17 protein-coding genes are annotated in these 20,347 nt (G+C 75.5%); 5 read left to right on the top strand and 12 right to left on the bottom strand.

All coding sequences use genetic code 11. The features are described 5' to 3' along the window. Positions 1-117 precede the first annotated feature (117 nt). Positions 118-948 (top strand): tryptophan 2,3-dioxygenase, encoded by an 831-nt coding sequence (locus OG335_RS25815; RefSeq protein WP_405013492.1) that lies wholly within the window; start codon positions 118-120, stop codon positions 946-948. Beyond that, positions 945-2,171, top strand: coding sequence for a kynureninase (gene kynU, locus OG335_RS25810; protein ID WP_405013491.1), 1,227 nt, complete (start codon positions 945-947; stop codon positions 2,169-2,171). Before OG335_RS25815 ends, kynU begins: the two co-directional genes overlap by 4 nt. Positions 2,172-2,236: 65 nt before the next feature. On the opposite strand, the gene OG335_RS25805 is transcribed toward kynU, so the two are convergent. From OG335_RS25805 to OG335_RS25790, 4 genes are read right to left on the bottom strand one after another with little or no spacing between them, the layout of a single operon-like run. Next, positions 2,237-5,311 (bottom strand): TIR-like protein FxsC, encoded by a 3,075-nt coding sequence (locus OG335_RS25805; protein WP_405013490.1) that lies wholly within the window; start codon positions 5,309-5,311, stop codon positions 2,237-2,239. Then, positions 5,301-6,308 carry an AAA family ATPase gene (locus OG335_RS25800; RefSeq protein ID WP_405013489.1) on the bottom strand — a complete coding sequence of 336 codons (1,008 nt, stop codon included), beginning with the start codon at positions 6,306-6,308 and terminating at the stop codon, positions 5,301-5,303. Before OG335_RS25800 ends, OG335_RS25805 begins: the two co-directional genes overlap by 11 nt. An 18-nt stretch (positions 6,309-6,326) precedes the next feature. Then, a complete protein-coding gene (locus tag OG335_RS25795; RefSeq protein ID WP_405015527.1) occupies positions 6,327-8,183 on the bottom strand; it encodes a trypsin-like peptidase domain-containing protein in 1,857 nt (618 codons plus the stop codon). A gap of 12 nt (positions 8,184-8,195) precedes the next feature. After that, positions 8,196-8,546: a CU044_2847 family protein gene (locus OG335_RS25790; protein ID WP_405013488.1), complete on the bottom strand. Its 351-nt coding sequence runs from the start codon at positions 8,544-8,546 to the stop codon at positions 8,196-8,198. 368 nt (positions 8,547-8,914) lie between these two features. Here OG335_RS25790 and OG335_RS25785 point away from each other — a divergent pair, with 368 nt between their 5' ends. Continuing rightward, positions 8,915-9,418 (top strand): DUF2269 family protein, encoded by a 504-nt coding sequence (locus OG335_RS25785; protein WP_405013487.1) that lies wholly within the window; start codon positions 8,915-8,917, stop codon positions 9,416-9,418. Here the strand turns inward: OG335_RS25785 and OG335_RS25780 are convergent. From OG335_RS25780 to OG335_RS25750, 7 genes are all read right to left on the bottom strand, one after another. Beyond that, positions 9,387-9,638 (bottom strand): DUF2277 domain-containing protein, encoded by a 252-nt coding sequence (locus OG335_RS25780; RefSeq protein WP_405013486.1) that lies wholly within the window; start codon positions 9,636-9,638, stop codon positions 9,387-9,389. The two genes, OG335_RS25785 and OG335_RS25780, sit on opposite strands and share 32 nt — an antisense overlap. 122 nt (positions 9,639-9,760) lie before the next feature. After that, entirely contained in the window at positions 9,761-10,624 is an 864-nt protein-coding gene (locus OG335_RS25775; protein WP_405013485.1) for a DMT family transporter, read from the bottom strand. A gap of 77 nt (positions 10,625-10,701) precedes the next feature. Beyond that, on the bottom strand, positions 10,702-11,589 hold the full coding sequence (locus tag OG335_RS25770; protein WP_405013484.1) for an amidohydrolase family protein: 888 nt from the start codon (positions 11,587-11,589) through the stop codon (positions 10,702-10,704). After that, positions 11,586-13,214 carry an acyl-CoA dehydrogenase family protein gene (locus tag OG335_RS25765; protein WP_405013483.1) on the bottom strand — a complete coding sequence of 543 codons (1,629 nt, stop codon included), beginning with the start codon at positions 13,212-13,214 and terminating at the stop codon, positions 11,586-11,588. Before OG335_RS25765 ends, OG335_RS25770 begins: the two co-directional genes overlap by 4 nt. After that, positions 13,198-13,842, bottom strand: coding sequence for a TetR/AcrR family transcriptional regulator (locus tag OG335_RS25760; protein WP_405013482.1), 645 nt, complete (start codon positions 13,840-13,842; stop codon positions 13,198-13,200). Before OG335_RS25760 ends, OG335_RS25765 begins: the two co-directional genes overlap by 17 nt. A gap of 203 nt (positions 13,843-14,045) precedes the next feature. Then, entirely contained in the window at positions 14,046-16,406 is a 2,361-nt protein-coding gene (locus OG335_RS25755) for a LamG-like jellyroll fold domain-containing protein (protein WP_405013481.1), read from the bottom strand. 562 nt (positions 16,407-16,968) lie between these two features. Next, positions 16,969-17,586, bottom strand: coding sequence for a TetR family transcriptional regulator (locus tag OG335_RS25750; RefSeq protein WP_405013480.1), 618 nt, complete (start codon positions 17,584-17,586; stop codon positions 16,969-16,971). Between the two features lie 147 nt (positions 17,587-17,733). On the opposite strand from OG335_RS25750, the gene OG335_RS25745 reads away from it, so the two are divergent. Then, a complete protein-coding gene (locus tag OG335_RS25745; protein WP_405013479.1) occupies positions 17,734-17,889 on the top strand; it encodes a hypothetical protein in 156 nt (51 codons plus the stop codon). A gap of 155 nt (positions 17,890-18,044) precedes the next feature. Further along, on the top strand, positions 18,045-18,311 hold the full coding sequence (locus tag OG335_RS25740; protein ID WP_405013478.1) for a DUF4190 domain-containing protein: 267 nt from the start codon (positions 18,045-18,047) through the stop codon (positions 18,309-18,311). A 199-nt stretch (positions 18,312-18,510) separates the two neighbouring features. Here OG335_RS25740 and gcl read toward each other — a convergent pair whose 3' ends face one another. After that, positions 18,511-20,292: a glyoxylate carboligase gene (gene gcl, locus OG335_RS25735; protein WP_405013477.1), complete on the bottom strand. Its 1,782-nt coding sequence runs from the start codon at positions 20,290-20,292 to the stop codon at positions 18,511-18,513. Between the last annotated feature and the right edge of the window lie 55 nt (positions 20,293-20,347).

Raw genomic sequence — 20,347 nt, 5'->3', positions numbered from 1 at the left:
AGGCCGGGCGGCGTCATTGCCGCCCGTCGCCCCTTCAGGATCGTACGGGCGGCACCGCACAATGGTGGCCCCCCACGAGAAAGGGGGAGACAACGGTACACACCAGGAGGAAACGCCATGGGTGGCGACGCCGCGGATCGGCCGAACCTCGCGTTCGGCGCGCACGACGAGCCGGGAACGGGCACCCCGTACTCGCGCTACGTGCGGCTCGACGAGCTGCACAGCCTGCAGCAGCCGCGCAGCAAGGTGCACGCGGAGTACTCCTTCATCGTCACCACCCAGGTCATGGAACTGCTGTTCGACCTGCTGCACCGCGACTGGCAGCTCGCCCAGGGCGCCCTCCGCGAGAACGACCTGCCGGGCGCGCTCGCCGCCCTGCGCCGCGCCACGCACACCCAGGATGTGCTGATCTCCTCCTGGGACCTGCTCGCCACCATGACCCCCGGCGAGTTCACCGCCTTCCGCGAGGTGCTCGGCGAGGCGTCCGGCTTCCAGTCGGCGGCCTTCCTCAAGCTGGAGTTCCTGCTCGGCAACAAGGCCCCCTCGCTGCTGCGCATGTACGAGGACAGCCCCGCCGTGCACGGCGAACTCACCGCCGCCCTGCACGCCCCCAGCCTGTACGACGACGCCCTCGCCCTGCTCGACCGGCGCGGCGTGGCCGTGCCGCACGCCTCCGGACCCGAGCGGCACCGCCACGACCCGGAGGTCGAGGCGGCCTGGCGGCGCGTCTACACCGACCCGGACCTCGCCGGGCTCACCCCGCTCGGCGAGGTCCTGCTCGACACCGCCGAGCGCGTCACCCGATGGCGCCAGCGGCACTACTCCTCCGTCAAGCGCACCATGGGCGCCAAGCCCGGCACCGGCGGCTCCAGCGGCCTGGACTGGCTGAAGATCTCCGCCGACCAGGACGTCTTCCCCGAGCTGTGGACCGTGAGGAACGGCCTGTGACCCCCACCCGCGCCGCGTGCGCCGCCCTCGACGCCGCCGACCCGAACGCCGCCCTCCGCGACGAGTTCACCCTCCCCGAGGGCGTGCTCTACCTCGACGGCAACTCGCTGGGCGCCCTCCCCCGGCACACCGCCGCCCGGGTCGCCGCCGTGGTCGAGCGGGAGTGGGGCCGGGGCCTCATCCGCAGCTGGAACGACGCCGGCTGGTACGCGATGCCGCGCGGCCTCGGCAACCGGATCGCCCCGCTGGTCGGCGCCGGCCCCGACCAGGTCGTCGTCTGCGACTCCACCTCGGTCAACCTCTTCAAGGTGCTCGGTGCCGCCCTGCGCCTGCGCCCCGGACGCCGCACCGTGCTCGCCGAGCACGCGTCGTTCCCGACCGACCTGTACATCACCGAGGGCGTCGCCGGCCTCTTCGACGGCGCGCGCACCGTGCTCCTGCCCACCGCCGCCGACCTCGACCGGCACCTCGGCGACGACACCGCCGTGGTGGTGCTCTCGCACGCCGACTACCGCACCGGCGAGCTCCTCGACATGGCCGCCGTCACCGCACAGGTGCACGCCGCGGGCGCACTCGTCGTCTGGGACCTCTGCCACACCGCCGGCGCCCTGCCCGTCGAACTCGACCGCTGCGAGGTCGACTTCGCGGTCGGCTGCGGCTACAAGTACCTCAACGGCGGGCCCGGTGCGCCGGCATTCCTCTACGTCGCCGAACGCCACCAGGCCGACGCCCGGCAGCCGCTGAGCGGCTGGTTCGGCCACGCCCGGCCGTTCGCCTTCGAGCCCGGCTTCGCGCCCGCCGAGGGCGTCGGCCGCTTCCTCACCGGCACCCCGCCGATGCTCGGCATGGCCGCGCTCGACGCCAGCCTCGACGTCTGGGAGAAGGCCGACCTCGCCGCCCTCCGCGCCACGTCGCTGGAGCTCACCGACCTCTTCCTCGCCCTCGTCGAACCGCTCGGCCTGGAGACCGTCACCCCGCGCGAGCACGCCCGGCGCGGCAGCCACGTCTCGCTGCGGCACCCCGACGGGTACGCGGTGATGCAGGCCCTCATCGCCCGCGGCGTGATCGGCGACTTCCGCGCACCGGACCTCATGCGTTTCGGCTTCACCCCGCTCTACCTCCGCCGCACCGACGTCTTCGACGCGGTGGCGCACCTCACCGAGGTGCTGGAGAGCGGCGAGTGGCAGGAGGAGCGCTTCGCCCGGCGGGGCGCGGTGACCTGACGGCAGTGTGACCTGACGGCACGGCGACCTCCGCCCGGCAGGCCGCGGCCCGGCGGCCGGGCGGCTCAGCCGCCCGGCCGCGGCGGCGCGGTGAAGGCGTTCTCCAGGGAGTCCCAGGAGAGCGGCCGGCCCGGCGGGATACGCGTCTCGTGCGCCACCTGCACGATCCTCGTCGCCAGCCGGTGCACGGCCATCTCGTACTCCGCCCGGTACCGCGGGGTGCGCGCCAGCGCGAGCAGTCCCTCCGCCTGGTACTCCGGGCCGAGGCTGCGGTGGTTGAACCGGAGCCGGCGGGCCGCCGCCGGCTGGTCGGCGGCGGGCACCGGCATCCAGATCACCGGCACCACGCCGCTCGCCTGTACCGCCGACCGGTCCGCCGCCCGGGCGGCGCGCCGCCCGAAGCCGTACCACTCGCGGCCGCAGCGCTCGCTGGCGAAGTAGCGGGCCGAGTACAGCGGGACGAACACCCGGCAGGTGGCGAGCGCCTCGGTGATCTGCCACCGCGACCAGCTGTCGAGCTCCGGACTGCGGTCGAGGAATCCGGGCGGCACGGCGGCCGGCAGGTCGGTCAGCTGCAGCACCTCCTCGCAGAGGTCCTGGTAGAGGCGGTCGACGGCGCGGTCGCCGGGGCCGCCGGGGTGGCTCAGGAAGAAGTACGGTCTGGGCGGCTCCTGGCCGGACGGCTCCTTGCGGCCCGTGCCGGAGTGCGAGGGCGCGGCGGACTCCACCGCGCCGCCCTGCCGCTGGGCGTTGCGGGCGAGCACCATCGGGCGGCCGTCCCGGGGCGGCCAGATCCGGGTGTGCGGCGGCGTGGGCGGGGCGCCGTCCAGGGCGAGGTCGAGCAACTGGTGCATCGTCAGCTGCGCGCTGCCCTCGGGATCGCCCGCCCGGATCGCGGCCGCCAGCCGTCCGGCCACCGAACGGTCCACCGGGTGGCGGAGGTTGACCACCTGGAAGCTCTCCGGGTCGACCGCCACCGGCCCGCCGTCGACCTGCTCCGGCGGGCCCGCGGGGTGGGCGCCGTCGAGGATCAGCAGCCGACGCGCGGCCCGGCCCGCGGCGACGGTCTCCACCACCGCCCGCCAGTCCAGGCCCGGCCGGTGCACCCCGCCCCAGCGGCCCGCCCCGACCGCCACCCCGAGCGCGTCGCCCGACCCGAGCGGGCCGCCGACGTGCACCACCAGGGTGTCCTCCGCCTCCAGCACCGCCCGCTGCAGCGCCCGGCGGAAGCCGTCCGGATCGTCCTCGCCCAGCCAGATGTGGCGGCGGTCCAGGCCCACCAGGGCCGGGTCGACGAGCGCCTCGGCGAGCGCGGCCAGGTCGCGCAGCGCGGTGTACTCCTGCTCCTCCAGCACCTCGCCGGGCGCCCCGCGCGAGGTGGTGAGCAGCAGCACCGCACGGGAGCGCTCCGGGTCGGGCAGGGCCGCGGGACGAGCCGCGGGCACCGGCCCGGGGCCGCCGGGGTGCGCGGCGGGGCGTGCGGCGTCCGGCCCGGGCTCCGCCGCGGTGGGGGCGTCCGGTCCGCCCGGTCCGCCCGGACCGTCAGGAGTGGCGGGGGCGGCGGGCCCGGCCGGGGTGAGCACCGGAATGCCGGTGACCCCCAACAGCCGGGCGGCCTCCGGACTGACCAGCGCGAACGGGTGCGACTCCAGCATCGTCACCGAGCCGTCCCCGGCGGTCTCCACCCACGCCGGGAAGGTCCCCGCACCGGCCCGCGCCGGGTCACCGAGCCGGCCCCCGACCCGGACGAGCACCTCCAGCGCATGGTGCGCCGTCGACCGCGGCAGGGTGTGCAGCAGCAGCTCCCGCACGCCGGGCCGGAACGCGAAGTAGCCCGGCCGGCCCGGCTGTTCGCGCAGGAGTCCGCTCACCACGACCTCCGCCAGGTACTGCGGCTGCGGGCGGGCCAGCCCGACCTGCTGCAGCAGCCGCATCACCGGCAGGGCGGGCGTCGTCAGCGCCGTCATCCCGGCCAGGGTGAACGCCTCCCGGGAGGCCGTCGCACGGAACCGCACGACCAGCTCCTCCGCCGTCAGCTCCTCCGGCACCGGCCCGGCACCGGCTGCCCCCGCCGCCCCGCCGGCACCGGCACCGGCCGGCGGACCGCCGAGCAGCAGCGCCGAGCCCACCACCTGCCCCCGGGTCGGGGTCGCCACCAGGCGCGCCCAGTTGGCCAGCCAGTCGGCGCCCGGTTCGAGGACGGGCACGGCGGGCGCGCCCCGGCCGTCCGGGAGGTCGGTGAACGGCGTGAAGCCGTACGCGGCGTCCGGGGCGCCCGCCTCGGTGGCGGTGAACACGCCCGGCACGGCCGGCACCGCGGCCAGCGGCCACAGCCGTTCGGGCAGCGGCTGCACGATCGCCACCGGCAGCCGGCGGGCCAGCCGGTGGAGACTCCGGTGCCAGCGGTCGCCGGCCGGGCCCGGCCGCCACTGCGGCCCCATGCAGTCGCTGAGCACCAGCACCGCCGAGCGGCCCTCGGTGCCTCGGCGGTGGGTGAGCCGGCCGTCGGCGAGCAGCCGGGCCGAGGTGATCTGGCGGAACGCCCCGGTCTGCTGGAAGAGCGTGCGCGCCTCACGGGCGAGCGGCCGCCACAGGCCCATCGTGGGGCCGCAGTCGAGCACCAGGTGCAGGTCGAGCCAGCGCTCGGTGCTCGGACGCAGCACGGGCAGCCAGCGCACCGCGCCGGGGCGCCGGAGGGCCTCGGCGAGCCGGTCTGCGGTGGCCTGTTCGTCGAGCAGGCGGCGGCGGTCGTCGGGCACCTGCCGTTTCAGCGGCCGCAGGGCGCGCTGCAGCGGCAGCGGGCGGGCGAGCATCGGCGCGGCCGGGGTCGCCGCGGCGGCGGCGCGCACGGGGCGGCCGCGGTCGGTCGCGGGCAGGTGGAGGGCGGTGCGCCGCCCGTCGGTGCCGGGGCCGGGGCCGCGGTCGGGGCGGTGGCGCGGCCGCTGCCCGCCGGGCGGGCCGGCGGCCGGTCCGGCGGCGGGGCGGGTGGTGCGGGCGGCGCCGTCCGTTCCTGCTCCGCCCTCGGTCCCGCGCGCGGCCAGCCACAGGAGTTCGGCGAGTTCGACGGGGGCGCGCCCGGCGAGGCCGAGGTCGGCGAGCAGGTCGGTGAGGCGGTCGAGGGCCGCCGGGTCAGAAGACATCGTCCTCCTGGCCGCGGCTCAGGTAGGGCATCACCTGCGCGGCGAGCGCGGCGCGGTCCGCGGCGTCGCCGAGTTCCGGGCGGGAGGTGAGGTAGATGGCGTTCAGCAGCTGGTCGGTGGCGAGTTCGCCCTCCGCGCGGCGGGCGAGGAAGACGTCGAGGATCTCGGTGACGAGCCGCCGGTCGGACTCCGGCAGGTGGGAGTGGACGATCGACTCCAGCTCGGCGCCCTCGGGCCGGCGCAGTTCCAGCACCACGCAGCGGCGCAGGAACGCCGCGGGGAACTCGCGTTCGGCGTTGGAGGTCAGCACGGTGAAGGGGAACGCGCGGCAGCGCACCCGTCCGCCGCGCACCGCGGCGCGGGTGGTGCCGTCGGCGGTGAGCACGTTCGCCTCCGGCTGCCGGGGTGCGGCCCGGACGAGTTCGTCGATCTCGTACTGCCCCTCCTCCAGGACGTGCAGCAGGTCGTTGGGCAGGTCGAGGTCGCCCTTGTCGATCTCGTCGATGAGCAGCACCCGGGGGCGGCCGTACGGCAGCAGGGCGGTGCCGAGCGGGCCGAGCCGCAGGTGCTCGTCGAGCGCGGCGTCCGGGGCGTGCGGGCCGGACCGGTCGACGGCGTACAGCCGCGAGAGCGGGTCGTACTGGTAGAGCCCGTCGCGCAGGGTGGTGCGGCTGGTGATGTTCCAGCGCAGCACCGGGCCGAGGCCGAGTTCGCGGGCGACCGCGTAGGGGAGGCTGGACTTGCCGCCGCCGGGCGGGCCGGTGACCAGCAGCGGCCGTCTGAGGTAGAGCGCGGCGTTGACGAGTTCGACGGTCTCCGGGGTGGGCCGGAACGTCGCGGCGCGGTGCCGGGCCGGGTCGGGCACGGGGTCGGCGGGGCCGTCCGGCGGGGCCAGCAGCGGGCCGCCGTCGAAGTCGCGCCAGGGCGGCGGGGCGGGCAGCTCGGCGATGCCGTCGTGCGGCTCGGTGACGCCCTGGTAGATGCGCTTCAGCGGCATTGCTCTCCCTGCTCCTGCTCACTCGTCGGGGCCGGCGGATGCCCGGGTCCCGTCGGGGCCCGCGGCGCCGGGCGGTGGTGCGGTCGGAACGCCTCGGTACGGTCGGTGGGGTCCCGGGAGGACCGCCGGGTCCTCCCAGAGCAGCACCAGGCCGGCTGCCCAGTGCCCTGCGGGGTCGGCCGCCTCTTCCGCCTCGTGCCGCAACTCCTTGATCCGGCGCGGGAGATCGGCGGGTGCGACAACGGCCAGCTCCTCCGCCAGTCTGGCAAGGAATCGCTCGTTGCGGCAGGTCCGGCCGTGCTGATGGTCGGCGGTGCAGGGCTGTTGCCGCCAGAGCACGGCGGGCGCGCCGGCGGTGAGTGCCGCAGCCAGCAGCGGTTCGTAGGGGGCGCCCCGGGGCGGGCCGGGGAAGGCGGGCACCTCGGTCCGTTCGGCGGGCCGCAGGCGGTGGTAGAGCCTTTTGGGGTCGGCCGGTTCGGTGCAGCGCAGCAGGTGCAGGCGGGTGCCGTCGAGGTTGCGCAGGGCGGCCCACTTGTGGTCGAGCTGGCGCCGGGCGGCCGGGTCGGCGCGGCGCTGGGCGTCGACGACGACGACGGCGTGGTCGGCGCCCAGCGGGCCGAAGTCGGTGCGCCGCCGGGCCCAGGTGTGCACCGGTTCGGTGAGCCAGCGGCGGGGCAGCGAGAAGACGACGAGCTCGGCGCCGTCCGGTTCCAGCAGGCCGAGTTCGTGGTCGATCCGGTCGCGGACGACCCGCTGGAGGCGTATCCGGGGCACGGTGCGGGTGTCGGACGGGCCGATCCGGCCGTCGCGGACGGCGGAGACGGAGACGTGGAACATCGCCGGTCCGGCGCCGCTCGGCGCGATCTCGACCAGGATCGGCCGCCAGCGCTCGCGCCTGCGGCGGGCGGGCCCCGCGGCGGCCCCGGGGTCGGCCCGGTGCTCGTCGAGCCACGCGTGGAGGCCGCGGCGCAGCGCGGGGTCGGAGCTGGCGTCGGCGACGTGGTGCGCGAAGTGCACGACGGGGTGCGGGCCCTGGGGTGGTCCGCCGACCTCGGCGAGCAGGTACCAGCCGGCGTCCCAGAGGGTGACCGGGCGGCTCGGCGGGTCGGGGCATCCGAGCGGGCCGACGGCCGTCCGGTAGAGGTCGAGCGGGTCGGCGGGCGGCGGCGCGGCGGCGAGCAGGAGGCGCAGCGCGCGGACGGCGGGGGCGGGCAGGGCGGCACCGGTGAGTCGGTCGGAGAGCTGCGGCACGTACCGGGCGGCGGCCTCGGCGGGCAGCATCTGGCCGAGCCGGACGGCGGGGCGGGTGCGGTCGTCGGTGCCGCGCGGCATGCCGACGGTGTCGAGGGCGGCCGTCACCAGGCCGGCCACCTCGCCGGTCTCGGCGATCACGACCGGGCCGCCGCTGAACCCCGGGGAGAGCGGCATGCCGGAGCCCTCGTGCTCCAGTTGCACGAGCTCGCCGGCGATCCGGAACCCGCCGCGGGTGAGGCGGATCTCGCTGCTGAGCCCGGTGTCGTGCCCGGCCGGGAAGCCGTACGCGACGAGGGCGGGCGCGGGAGGTCCGGCCCAGCGGTGCAGCGGCGCGAACGGGGCGGGTGCGGCGACCTGCGCGGGCACCGGGTCGTGGAGTTCGAGGACGGCGACGTCGCCCGCCCCGCCGGGGAGCCGGGGCCACGGTCCGCGGAGCGTGACGGCGGCGGTGATCGGCGGCAGGTCGGGGTGGGCGACGAGCCTGACCTCGGCGCGGTCGGCGCCGTGCACGACGTGGGCGCAGGTGAGCACCTCTCGGTCGGAGATGAGGATGCCGGCGCCGGTCAGCGGCCCGGCGGGCCCGGCGGTGTCGATCCGGGCGAGCCAGCGGACGTCCTGCATCGGCACGTCCGGTCAGTGCCCCGCCTGTTCCACGGGTCGGCCGGGTGACCAGGAGAGTTTCACGGTGAGGTGGGCGTCGGCCGTGGTGCGGGCGATGAGCGCGCCCGCCTCGGCGGAGAGCTTGACGCCGAACTCGATCTCCACGGCATCGGGCCGGAGGCTGCCGTCGCGGAGGACGGCGAGCGCCGCCTCGGCGGCGGAGCGGACCCCGGCCAGCGCGTGCTCGAACGTCCCGGACGCGCGGACGACGGCGTCGCCGCCCCGCCCGACCGGTTGCATGCCGTACGCCGCCGACGCCTGGGCCGCGCTCTCGACCCGGACCACCGCGCCGTCGGCCGTCAGGAACTCCACGTACTCCGACATGGGCACTCCCCACCGTGTCAAGCCGTACTGTCAGCCGAATTCCCTGGCGATCGTCGCACAGCGCGGGCTCCTGCGCAGCGGTTCCGACGGGGTTGGCATCAGTAATCCTGAAGGAACATGACAATATGTCAGGTGCTGCGGCGTCCCGGTCGCGGCCGGAATCCGACGGTCCGCCCGACCTGCGCCCCGGGCACTCCGAGTGTGGCGGCCACCCGTCGGGAAGGGGACGCCCGGAGGGGCCGCACGGCCGGCCGGAACCGGCACCCGGGCCCCGGACCGGCCGCCCGCGTAAGGGGTGTTAGCGTCGGCGTGGCCGCGCGGGAGCACCGCGTGCCGCCCCCTCCCCCGCCGCGAAGGACGACCTCCCCATGGCCAAGTTCCTGCTGAGCCTGCACGTGCTGGCCTCGGTGCTGTGCATCGGCCCGGTCGCGGTCGCCGTCAGCATGTTCCCGCGGCGCGCGGCGGCGGCCCTCGCGGGCGGCGGCGACCTGCCCGCGGCGGGCGCCTCGGTGCGGATGCTGCACCGCATCACCCAGGTCTACGCGCTGGCCGGGATCGCCGTGCCCCTGCTGGGCGTCGGCGTCGCGCAGGCGATGGGCGTGCTCGGGCAGTCCTGGCTGATCGCCTCGATCGTGCTGACCGCCCTGTCGGCCGCGGCCCTGCTGCTCCTCGTGGTGCCCGCGCAGCAGTCCGTGATCGACACCCTGGACGCCGAGGCGGGCACGCCCGCCCCGCACTCGCGCGGCGACGACCGCGAGCGCGCCACCCGCGGCCTGAAGCTGCTGCCCATGACGGCGGGCGTCTTCAACCTGCTGTGGGCGGTGGTCGTGGTGCTGATGGTCATCCGGCCGGGGTCGACGACGGGGGCGTGACCGCCACCCGCCCCGTCCCGCGGATCTCCAGGTTCTCCAGCAGCTCCCGGGTCGCCGCAGCCACCGCGGCCACGGCCCGGTCGAACGCCTCCTGGTTGTGGGCCGCGGGCGCACGGAAGCCCGACACCTTGCGGACGTACTGCAGGGCCGCGGCGTGGATGTCGTCGGTGGTGACCTCCGGCATCTCCGGCGGCCTGAGGGTCTTGATCGATCGGCACATGCCTCCAGTCTGCCCCGCCCGGCCCCCCGCGCGAACGTCCTCCGCCCGACCGGGCCGGGCGGCCCGCCGGGGCGCGGCAGGTCGGTCGGGGCGGCGGGGCGGTCGGTCCGGTCGGGGCGCGGTCAGTCCGTCGGGCTCATCAGGGTCCGCGTGAGCGGTGTCCGGGCGAGCGCCACCGCCCCGGCCGCCACCAGCGCGACACCCAGCAGGGCGGGCACCAGCCACACCCCGCCGCGCAGCCGCTCCTCGTACAGCAGCACCCCGAGCGTCAGACTGACCGCGGCGTCCCCCAGGGTGAGGGCCGGCTGCGAGGCCACCAGCGGGCCGGACTGCAGTGCGTTCTCCAGCAGGTAGAGCGAGCCCACCCCGGCCACCGCGAAGGCGTACGTCTGCCAGGCGGTGAGGAAGGCGCCCACGCCGTGCGCGTCGAGCAGGTGGGTCGACGACTTGATCAGGGCCGCCGTCACCGCGTTGCCGATCGCCGCGGCCCCGGCCAGGCAGCCGGCGCGCACCCCGCCCGGCGGGCGGCGCAGGGCGACGGCGCAGAGCACGGCGATCGCCGCACCGCAGCCCGCCAGGGCGGGGATCCACCGCTCCATCGGCACGTGCGTCGTGCCGGCCGACGGCGAGGACGCGCCGAGGGCCAGGCCCAGCCCGGCGACCAGGCAGCCCACCGCCGCCCAGCTGCGGGCCGGCAGGTTGCGGCGCGCCATGGCGGAGGCGATGAGCAGCGCGAACGGCAGCTCCAGCACGAACACGGGCTGCACCACCGACAGCGCGCCCCGCGCGAGGGCCACCGCCTGCAGCAGGGCCGCCGCCGTCACCGCGACGATGCCCGCGACCCAGACCGGCCGCCGCGCCAGGTCGAGCAGCAGCCGGAGGCGGAAGCCGTCGAAGCCGGGCACCGTCGCGGCGGCACGGTGCTGCAGCACCGTGGCCAGCGCGTTGCTGAGTGCACCGCACAGGGCCGCCAGGACGGCAAGCACGGAGGTCGACCATCCCTTCGCCGGGGACGGCCAGTCTCGCCCGACCCCGGTGCCGGGCCGGCCGCACCGCGCCGCGGTCAGGCCTCCGGCAGCCCGAACAGCCGCGCGGCGTTGCCCCGGCAGACCGCCCGCAGCCACCCGGGGCCGAGCCCGAGCCCCGCGAGGGCGTGCAGGGCGGCGGCGTAGGGGTACGGGATGTTGGGGTAGTCGGTGCCGAGGAGGATGCGGTCCTGCAGGTCGAGCAGCCGGGGCCGCAGCCCGGGCGGAAAGGGTGCCCGCTCCTCGGTGAAGGCCGTGAACGCCATCGTGGTGTCCAGGTGGACGGACGGGTGGCGCCCGGCGAGGTCGAGGAACTCGGCGTACTCGGGCAGGCCCATGTGCGCCACCACCAGGTGCAGCCGGGGGTGGCGGGCGAGCACCCCGCCGATCGGGCCGGGGCCGGTGTGCTTGCCGGGCACGGGGCCGGAGCCGCAGTGCGTCACGACGGGCGTGCCGCTCTCCGCGAGCAGCCCCCAGACGTCGTCCAGCAGGGGGTCGCCCGGGTCGTACGCGCCGACCTGCAGGTGCGCCTTGAAGACCCGGGCGCCGCGGCCGAGCGCCTCGCCGACGTACGCGGCGGCGCCGGGCTCGGGGAAGAAGGTCGCGGTGTGCAGGCAGCCGGGGGTGCGGGCGGCGAAGTCGGCGGCCCAGGCGTTGAGCCAGGCGGCCATGCCGGGCTTGTGCGGGTAGAGCATGGCGGTGAACGCCTCGACGCCGAACTCCCGCAGTGTGGCTACGCGTTGTTCCTCCGCGTGCCGGTAGGTGATCGGCCAGGGCCGGCCGGTGAGCGGGCCTGCCGCGTCGAAGTAGTCCCACACCTTGGCGAGTACGCGCTCCGGCATGAAATGGGTGTGCACGTCGATCAGGCCCGGAAGGCCCAACTCCTGCCAGAACGAGCGGACTTCGACAGCCTCGGCGGGGCTCACCGCCGTACGGCCCGGTCGAGCACCGCCGCGGTGTCGACCCCGGCGGGCAGGGTGCCGAACGCCCCGCCGTGGTCGCCGCCGAGCCGGGAGGCGCAGAACGCGTCGGCCACCGCCGGGTCGCCGTACCGCACGAGCAGCGAGCCCTGCAGGGCCAGGGCCATCTGCTCGACCAGCCGACGGGTGCGGTACTCCAGGTCGGTGAGGTCACCGAGCTGCTTGCGCAGGGCGGCGGTCGCGGCGTCGAGGCGGCGGTCGGCGCCGGCTGCGGCGTCGAGTTCGGTGAGGAGCGCGGCGACCGTCGCGGGGTGGCGGGCCATGGCGCGCAGCGCGTCCAGGGCGGCGACGTTGCCCGAGCCCTCCCAGATGGAGACCAGGGGCGCCTCCCGGTAGAGCCGGGGCATGCCGGACTCCTCGACGTAGCCGTTGCCGCCGAGGCACTCCATGGCCTCGGCTGCGTGCGCCGGCCCCCGCTTGCACACCCAGTACTTGGAGACGGCCAGGCCGAGCCGCCGCAGCAGGATCTCGTGTTCGTCACCGGCGAGGGCCCGGTCGGTCGCCTCCGCGAGGCGCATCGCGACGGTGGTGGCGGCCTCCGACTCGACGACGAGGTCGGCGAGCACGTTCCGCATCAGCGGCTGGTCGACCAGCGCCGCGCCGAACGCCCGCCGGTGGGTGGCGTGGTGGAGCGCCCGCACAGTGCCGTACCGCATGGCCGAGGCCGCGCCGAGGGTGCAGTCGAGGCGCGTCATGTTGACCATCTCGATGATGGTCGGCACGCCCCGCCCCTCCTCGCCGACCAGCCAGCCCGTCGCACCGTCGTACTCGATCTCGGCGGACGCGTTGGACTTGTTGCCGAGCTTGTCCTTGAGCCGCTGGATCAGGAGCCGGTTGCGGGTGCCGTCCGGCAGCACCCGGGGCAGCAGGAAGCAGCTGAGGCCGCCGGGGGCCTGCGCGAGGGTGAGGAAGACGTCCGACATCGGCGCGGAGGTGAACCACTTGTGGCCGGTGAGGCGATAGGTGCCGTCCGGCTGCGGCGCGGCGGCGGTGGTGTTGGCGCGGACGTCCGAACCGCCCTGCTTCTCCGTCATCGACATGCCGGCGATCAGGCCGCGCTTGCCGCCCGGGGTGCGCAGCCCGAAGTCGTACTCCCGTGCGGCGAGCAGGGGTTCGTACTGTTCGGCGAGGGCGGGCGTGGCCCGCAGGGCGGGTACGGAGGCGTACGTCATGGAGACCGGGCAGGTGTGGCCGGCCTCGACCTGGCCCCAGACGTAGAACTTCGCGGCGCGGGCGGTGTGCGCGCCGGGCCGGCCGTCCCGCCAGGGGGCGGCGTGCAGGCCGTGACGGACGGCGGTGCCCATCAGCTCGTGCCAGGCCGGGTGGAACTCGACCTCGTCGATGCGGTGGCCGTACCGGTCGTGGGTGCGCAGCACCGGCGGGTGCTCGTTGGCGAGCCGGCCCCAGGTGTCGGCCTGCTCGGAGCCTGCGAGGCGGCCGAGGTCGTGGAGTTCGTCCTCGGCCCAGCCGGCGCCCGCCCGGTGCAGGGCGGCGATCAGGCCCGGGTCGGCGGCGACGTCGTGGCCGTACGGGTCGGGGACCTGGTTGGTGACCTCATGCGTCGGCGGCATGCCGGGCTCCTCGGGCGGTGGGTGAGGGGTGGGTGGGCGCACCGACGGCGCGCAGGGCGAAGGCGGTGAGGGCGGGGATGAGGTCGTCCGGCCGTTCGCCCGCGGCGAGCGGTCCGACGAGGGCCTCGCCGATCGCGCCGACGAGCGCGGCGCCGGCCAGCCGGGGGTCCTGCGGCGGGAGGCGGCCGTCGGCGACGGCGTCGGCGATCTGCACGGCGATGACGTCGCGGAACGCCCGCCGGAAGACGAGGCGTTCGGCGTCGACGTCGGGGTCGGCTGGCTCGGCGAGCAGCGCGTAGGCGAGGCGCGGCGCCTTGAGGGCGCGGGCGGCGAAGGTCTCGACGACGGCGGCGATCCGGCGCTGCGGGGTGTCCTCGCGGGCGACGGCCTCGGTGACGGCGGCGACCTCGCGGCCGACGACGGACCGGAACAGCTGCACGGAGAGGTCGGCCTTGCCGGAGAAGTGGCGGTACATGGAGCCGGTGGCGATCCCGGCGCGTTCCGCGACCGCGGCCATCGAGCAACCCGCGTAGCCGCGTTCGGCGAGCAGCGCCACCGCCGCCTGGAGCACGGCGGCGCGCTGGGCGTCGAGCCGGGCCTGGACGGCGGGGGTGCGTCGGTATGCCATACGAAGAATTGAACCACCGGTTCACTTCTTGGGGAAGGGCACGGCGCGGGCGCTGTCGTCCGCCTCGGTCACCCGCTCCTTCCTCGGTCGGCCTGCGCCACATCCACGCTCGGCCCAGTCGCGCCGACGGGCGCGGCCGGGCGCCGCTCCGGGGGGAGCGGCGCCCGGCCTGCGAGGGGAGTGGCGAGGTCGGCGGACCGGGCCTACAGCCAGTTGGTGATGTCCTCGGTCCCGAAGGGGGAGGACAGGACGTTGATCTGCGAGTCGCCCAGGACACCCTGGAACACCCAGACGTCGTCGATGTCGCCCGCGAGGTGCTCGCCCCAGCCGTCGGCGGTCTTCGTACGGCCGAACTGGAGCCCTCCGGTCGCGTCGAACGGCCGGACGGACTGCGCCTGCGACTTCTTGCGCAGGCACGCCTCGTCCGCGCACCGCGCGTCGAGGTAACCACCGACGTAGAGGCTGAGGCGGCGGGCGGAGGCGTCGTACACCAGGACGAGGTGGGACCAGTTGTCCCACACGGGGTTGGCCCCGTGCGAGACGACCGTGGTGGCGGCCCCCGGTGCGTCGGAGGCGGCGACGACCGCCTGCCACTCGCCCAGGTGCTGCCCGGTGTCCGGGTCGTCCCCGAGGTGGTGCCAGCGCAGCGTCACCGCACCGGTGGTGGCGCCGACCGCGGACAGGACGGTCATGTCGTGGTCGGTGTCGGGTGAGACGTTCGCCCAGGCGGCGACGGTGAAGCTTCCGTCGGTGTGCAGCGGCGTCCCCGTGCTCCGGGCGAAGCCGTCGGTGCCGTCCAGGTGCAGCGCGCCCGATTCGTTCAGGACGTTGCCGTCGGGGTTGACCACCGCAGCACCGCCCAGGACCGCCGGGGAGTGCGCGGGCGCCTCGTCCGGCGACCCGGCCGGGCTGCCGGCCGCCGTGTCGAGCCGCCAGCGGCCGATCGCATGCGACGGCAGGGCCGCCAGCTTCACCGCCTCGGGGCCGGTCACGACCCGGTCGTAGACCTGGACGTCGTCGATGTCGCCGTCGAAGAAGTCGCCGTAGGCGCCGTCGTGACCGGTCGCGCCGACCACGAGCGGACCGGCGGCCGTCCAGCCCGGCAGCGCGTCACCATCGGTCTCCGCCACGGGATAGCCGTTGACGAAGAGCCGGAGCTTCCCGGTGACGGCGTCGCGAACGCCGAGCAGGTGCGTCCAGGTGTCGTCGGCGCCCGTGAAGCAGGGCACTCCGTCGAGGGTGCTGTCCGGGGTGCAGTCGCCCTGCGCGGCCTGTACGACGGCCGCTCCGGGGGTGTCCGCCGAGGAGTGACCGAAGACCCAGCGCCGCGTGGAGGCGGAGTACGACAGGGCGAACGCGTCGCCGTGCTCGCCGCTCTGCGACGCCACGGTGTGCAGGCCGGTGTCGCCGGGGGCAGGTGCCGGAGCCTTCACCCAGGCGGAGACCGAGAAGCTCGCGGCGGTGTCCACCGGCGGCCGGGAGGTCTGCGCACGGCCCGTGGCGCCGTCGAACCGCGCCGCGGCACCGGACACGCCCAGGCCCGGAACGCCCGGCTGGACGCCGCCCGCCGCCGTGAGACCGTCCGCCTCGGGCGCGCCTGCGACGGTGTCGGTGCCCGCCGCCTCGTCCAGGTGCCAGACCGCCTTCGCCGGAGTGCCGGTCGCAGGCAGGTCACCGGCAGCGACCCCGGCGATCTCGCCCGGCGACAGGGCACGGTCCCAGAGCACGGCCTCGTCGACGGAACCGTCCCAGCCCGCGGACGGCTGGCCGCCGTACACCGCCCGGCCGAGCTGGACGCCGCCGTGCCCGTCCGGGAGCGGCCCCGGCACGGACGTGGTGCCGGCGGCGACGCCGTCGACGTCCAGGCGGAGCGTGCCGGCCTGCCGGTCGTAGGTGCCGCTCAGGTGGGTCCAGCGGTCGGTGGCCGCGGGGAGGTCGGAGGCGGCGACCACCCGGGTGGAATCCTGCTCGGCGGCATCCGCCTGGACGTCGAAGCGCCAGTGGCCGTCCGCGCCGATGCCGAGGGTGAAGGCGGACGAGGTGCGGCCGTTCTGGCTCACCGCGACACGCTCGGCCGCCGAGCTGCCCGCGGGCCTCACCCAGGCGGAGACGGTGAAGCTCCGGGAGGTGTCCAGGAGCGCCCCGGCGGTCGCGGCGTATCCGCTCGCCGCGCCACCGGCGAAGGAGAGGGCCGCGCCGACGTGCCCGGCGGCACCGGCGGTCGCCCCCGGACCGAGGGTCGCCACCGCGTCCGCACCGACCCCTGCCGCCGGCCCGGCGGCGGCGTCCATCGACCAGCCCCCGCGTCTGCCCTGCCCCTCCAGGACCCCGAAGTGGTGGGTCGTCGAGGGCGAGGCGGTGCCGGAGGCGTCCACGGCCCGCACGGACAGATAGTGCGGACCGGATGTCTCGGGCAGGAAGTCGACCGTCCGCGGGGCACCCGCCACCGTGGCGGTCTCGTGCTGCGCTCCGGAGTCGTAGCTCCACTGGTACCGCACGACGTCGGCGGCCTCCGAGTCGAGGACGAACGCCCCGTGCCGGCCGACACCGTCCGTCCAGGTCATGGACGCTCCGGGATCGTCCGACACGGGGTAGGAGGCAGAGGTGACCCGGGGGCTGTCCGGCGGGCCACCGGTGTCGGCCACCGCCGCGCCGCTACCCGCGATCAGTCCGGTGGCGAGGGACGTCGCGAGCAGTCCGCGCGCCGCGAGCCTTCTCCGTCCGGACGATTCGCTGATGAGATCTGGCATCTGACATCCGTTCACGTCGACTGTTCGGCTACGCAGTTTTGGGCGGGGGGCGGTGTCCCGTCAACGTGTTTCCAGTAGCCGGACGGCCGGTGCGGGCCACCGGCGGCCCGTCTGCAGCGGGGCGCCCCACATGTCCGGATGCAGCCGATGCGAGCAGGCGCCCGCTTCCGCGCCGAAGGAGTCGGGGGCGGGGTGCCGATCTCCCCGCAGGTGGGGTCGGAGAAGACCGGCGGACCACTGCTCTCGCGGATGCAGCCGTCAGCGGACCGGGACTGCCGGACGGTGGACACCGGGTCGGGGCCGGCGCCGAGGGGGCAGCGGGCGGCCTCGGGTGCCCCGGCCCGGCACCACGCCGCGGGGCCCGGGCGGCCGGGGCTCAGTCGCGCCAGTGGGCGCGGCCGACGGCGATGAGGCGCAGCTGGGTGCGCGCCATGGCGGCGATGCGGGGTTCGCCGTCGGGCGAGGCTTCCAGGAGCGCCGCCGCGGTGGCCACCAGGTGTTCGACGTAGAGGCGGGAGAGCATCCGGAGGTCGTCCGGAGACCAGCCGCCGGAGGCGGGCTGCGCGGCGAGTCCGGCGGCCACCTCGGCGGTGAAGCGGTCGAGTTCGGCGGCGATCGCCTCCCGTACCGCCCGCACCCCGCCGTGGCGTTCGCGGGAGAGGAAGCGCACGTGCGCGCGGTGGGCGCGGACGTGGTCGGCGATCACGTCGACCGTGCGGTCGATGCGCGCCTCGGGGCCGCCCTGTTCGGCGAGGACGGAGCGGACGAGGCCGTGCAGGCTGGCGAGCGACTCCTCGACGAGGACGACGGCGAGTTCGGAGAGGTCGGCGAAGTGCCGGTAGAAGGCGGCCGGGGAGAGCCCGGCCTCGCGGGTCACCTCCCGGACGCCCAGGCCGCTGAGGTTCTGGTGCTCCAGCAGCCCGAGGGCGGCGTCGAGGAGGGCGCGGCGGCTCTGCTGCTTCTGGGCCTGGCGGATCCCGGGAGTGTGACTCACATCATTCAGTAAACAACTGTTTGCCGACTTTGGCGAGCGCCCGGCAGCGCTACGATGAGGAAGTCGGCGAACAGTCGTACACCGAAATCGGTGGACGGCCGACGGACCACTCCCGCCCCACCTCGTCCGACCGGAAAGGACGCCACCGTGAGCCTCCTGATCATCCTCGTCGCGATGGGCCTGCTCGCCGGGGCCGCCATCCACACCACGCTCCCCGTGTTTCTCGCCACGGCCGCCGCCATCGGCCTGTGGCTGCTGGCCTTCGGCGCCCGCGAGCGGCTGGCCCGCGCCCGCCACCGCTGACCGCAGGCACCGCCCACCGGCCCCGGCGCCACCGCCCGGACCACGCGCCCGACCCGTACACCCGAGCCAAGAGCCGGGGTCCGGACCCGGGTCCGGGCCCGGACCGGGAGCACCCGACCCCGAACCGGCACCACGACCTCCCACGGAGTGACGCCATGCAGCACTACGCCGAATCCCGCGCCACCACCGCCGAGGGCGACCAGATGGCCGTCGGCGCCTTCCTCCTCGGCCTGCCGGGGCTGCTGATCTTCAACCTGGTGCTCGGCCCCGTCGCGATCGTCCTGGGCACGCTCGCCCTGGTGCGCGGCACGGCCCGCCGGGGCCGCGCCCTGCTCGGCATCGCGCTCGGCGTCGCCGACCTCGCCGTGCTCGCGGCCGTGACGGTGGCCGGGCACGGCACGATCTGGCGGCTCGGCGCCTGACCCGCGGTCACGGGTCGGGCGCCTCCGGCGTCCGCGCGACCGCGCGACCGTCAGCCGGTCGGCGCCGCCCACGTCCGGTCGGCGGCCCCGGTGCACGTCCAGATCCGCGCCCCGGGCCTGCGGAACGGCGGAACGGCGGCCGGCCGGAGGGCTCACCCCCTCCGGGCGGCCGCCGTCCGCCGACGCGGTCCTGCCGTGGTCAGACGGCGAGGGTGCGGATCGAGGTCGGCGCGTGGCCGGGCTCGGTGGCGAGGTCCTCGAACTCGACGACCTTGTCGATGTCCGCGCCGGCCATGGCGATGTTGGTGACCCGCTCCAGGATCGCCTCGACGACGACCGGCACGCGGTGTTCGGCGGCGAGCTTCTTCGCCTCCTCGAAGGCGGGCAGCAACTGGTCCGGTTCGGTGACCCGGATGGCCCGGCAGCCCAGCCCCTCGGCGACCTTGACGTGGTCGACGCCGTAGACGCCGAGTTCCGGCGAGTTCTGGTTCTCGAACTCCAGCTTGACCTGGAAGTCGATGTCGAAGTTGCGCTGCGCCTGCCGGATCAGGCCCAGGTAGGCGTTGTTGACCAGCACGTGGACGTACGGGATGCGGTGCTGGGCGCCGACCGCGAGCTCCTCGATCATGAACTGGAAGTCGTAGTCGCCGGAGAGCGCGACGACCGGGGTCTCCGGGTCGGCGGTGGCGGCGCCGAGCGCGGCCGGGATCGTCCAGCCGAGCGGCCCGGCCTGGCCGCAGTTGATCCAGTGCCGCGGCTTGTAGACGTGCAGCATCTGCGCGCCGGCGATCTGCGAGAGCCCGATGGTGGTGACGTAGCGGGTCTCGGGGCCGAAGGCCTTGTTCATCTCCTCGTAGACGCGCTGCGGCTTCATCGGCACGTCGTCGAAGTGGGTGCGGCGCAGCAGGGTGGCCTTGCGCTCCTGCGCGGAGCCGGCCCAGGCGGTGCGGTCACGCAGGGCGCCTGCCGCATCCAACTCCCGTGCGGCGTCGACGAAGAGCTGCAGGGCGGCCTTGGCGTCGGAGGCGATGCCGTAGTCGGGGGCGAAGATCCGGCCGATCTGGGTGGGCTCGATGTCGACGTGCACGAAGGTGCGGCCTGCGGTGTAGACGTCGAGGCTGCCGGTGTGGCGGTTGGCCCACCGGTTGCCGATGCCCAGCACGAAGTCGGACTCCAGGAACGTCGCGTTGCCGTAGCGGTGCGAGGTCTGCAGGCCCACCATGCCGGCGTTGAGCGGGTGGTCGTCGGGGATGACGCCCCAGCCCATCAGGGTGGGAACGACGGGCACGCCGGTGAGTTCGGCGAACTCGACGAGCAGGTCGGCGGCGTCGGCGTTGAAGATGCCGCCGCCCGCGACGATCAGCGGCCGCTCGGAACCCTGCAGCAGGGCGATCGCCCTGTCGATCTGCGCCCGCGTGGCCGACGGCTTGTAGACCGGCAGCGGCTCGTACGTCTCCGGGTCGAAGTCGATCTCGGTGAGCTGGACGTCGATCGGCAGGTCGACCAGCACCGGGCCCGGACGGCCGGAACGCATCAGGTGGAAGGCCTGCTGGAGGACGCCGGGCACCTGGCCGGCCTCCAGCACGGTGGTCGCCGCCTTGGTGACGGGCCGGGCGATCGACGCGATGTCGACGGCCTGGAAGTCCTCCTTGTGGAGGCGGGCGACGGGCGCCTGGCCGGTGATGCAGAGGATCGGGATCGAGTCGGCGATCGCCGAGTACAGGCCGGTGATCATGTCGGTCCCGGCGGGACCCGACGTCCCGATGCAGACCCCGATGTTGCCGGGCCTGGCCCGGGTGTAGCCCTCGGCCATGTGGGACGCGCCCTCGACGTGCCGGGCGAGCGTGTGGTGCACGCCGCCGGCGGCCCTGAGGGCGGCGTAGAACGGGTTGATCGCCGCACCGGGCACGCCGAACGCGTTGGTCACGCCCTCGCGCTTGAGGATCTCCACGGCCGCGCGGGCGGCTGTCATACGAGGCATCGGCTTACTCCTGCCCGAGCGGAAATTCCGCCATACGGAAAAATACTTCTGGAAT

Source organism: Kitasatospora sp. NBC_01539 (genome assembly GCF_045040525.1).
Classification (GTDB): Bacteria; Actinomycetota; Actinomycetes; order Streptomycetales; family Streptomycetaceae; genus Kitasatospora.
The sequence above is the reverse complement of the archived record's forward strand: the minus strand, read 5'-3'. Positions and strand labels throughout refer to the sequence as shown.

What these genes read in the sequence shown, in the direction of transcription:
- OG335_RS25815 (WP_405013492.1), top strand. Translation starts at nt 118, where the DNA reads ATGGGTGGCGACGCCGCGGATCGGCCGAACCTCGCGTTCGGCGCGCAC.
- OG335_RS25805 (WP_405013490.1), bottom strand. Translation starts at nt 5,311, where the DNA reads ATGTCTTCTGACCCGGCGGCCCTCGACCGCCTCACCGACCTGCTCGCC.
- OG335_RS25800 (WP_405013489.1), bottom strand. Translation starts at nt 6,308, where the DNA reads ATGCCGCTGAAGCGCATCTACCAGGGCGTCACCGAGCCGCACGACGGC.
- OG335_RS25795 (WP_405015527.1), bottom strand. Translation starts at nt 8,183, where the DNA reads ATGCAGGACGTCCGCTGGCTCGCCCGGATCGACACCGCCGGGCCCGCC.
- OG335_RS25790 (WP_405013488.1), bottom strand. Translation starts at nt 8,546, where the DNA reads ATGTCGGAGTACGTGGAGTTCCTGACGGCCGACGGCGCGGTGGTCCGG.
- OG335_RS25785 (WP_405013487.1), top strand. Translation starts at nt 8,915, where the DNA reads ATGGCCAAGTTCCTGCTGAGCCTGCACGTGCTGGCCTCGGTGCTGTGC.
- OG335_RS25780 (WP_405013486.1), bottom strand. Translation starts at nt 9,638, where the DNA reads ATGTGCCGATCGATCAAGACCCTCAGGCCGCCGGAGATGCCGGAGGTC.
- OG335_RS25765 (WP_405013483.1), bottom strand. Translation starts at nt 13,214, where the DNA reads ATGCCGCCGACGCATGAGGTCACCAACCAGGTCCCCGACCCGTACGGC.
- OG335_RS25760 (WP_405013482.1), bottom strand. Translation starts at nt 13,842, where the DNA reads ATGGCATACCGACGCACCCCCGCCGTCCAGGCCCGGCTCGACGCCCAG.
- OG335_RS25755 (WP_405013481.1), bottom strand. Translation starts at nt 16,406, where the DNA reads ATGACCTGGACGGACGGTGTCGGCCGGCACGGGGCGTTCGTCCTCGAC.
- OG335_RS25740 (WP_405013478.1), top strand. Translation starts at nt 18,045, where the DNA reads ATGCAGCACTACGCCGAATCCCGCGCCACCACCGCCGAGGGCGACCAG.
- gcl (WP_405013477.1), bottom strand. Translation starts at nt 20,292, where the DNA reads ATGCCTCGTATGACAGCCGCCCGCGCGGCCGTGGAGATCCTCAAGCGC.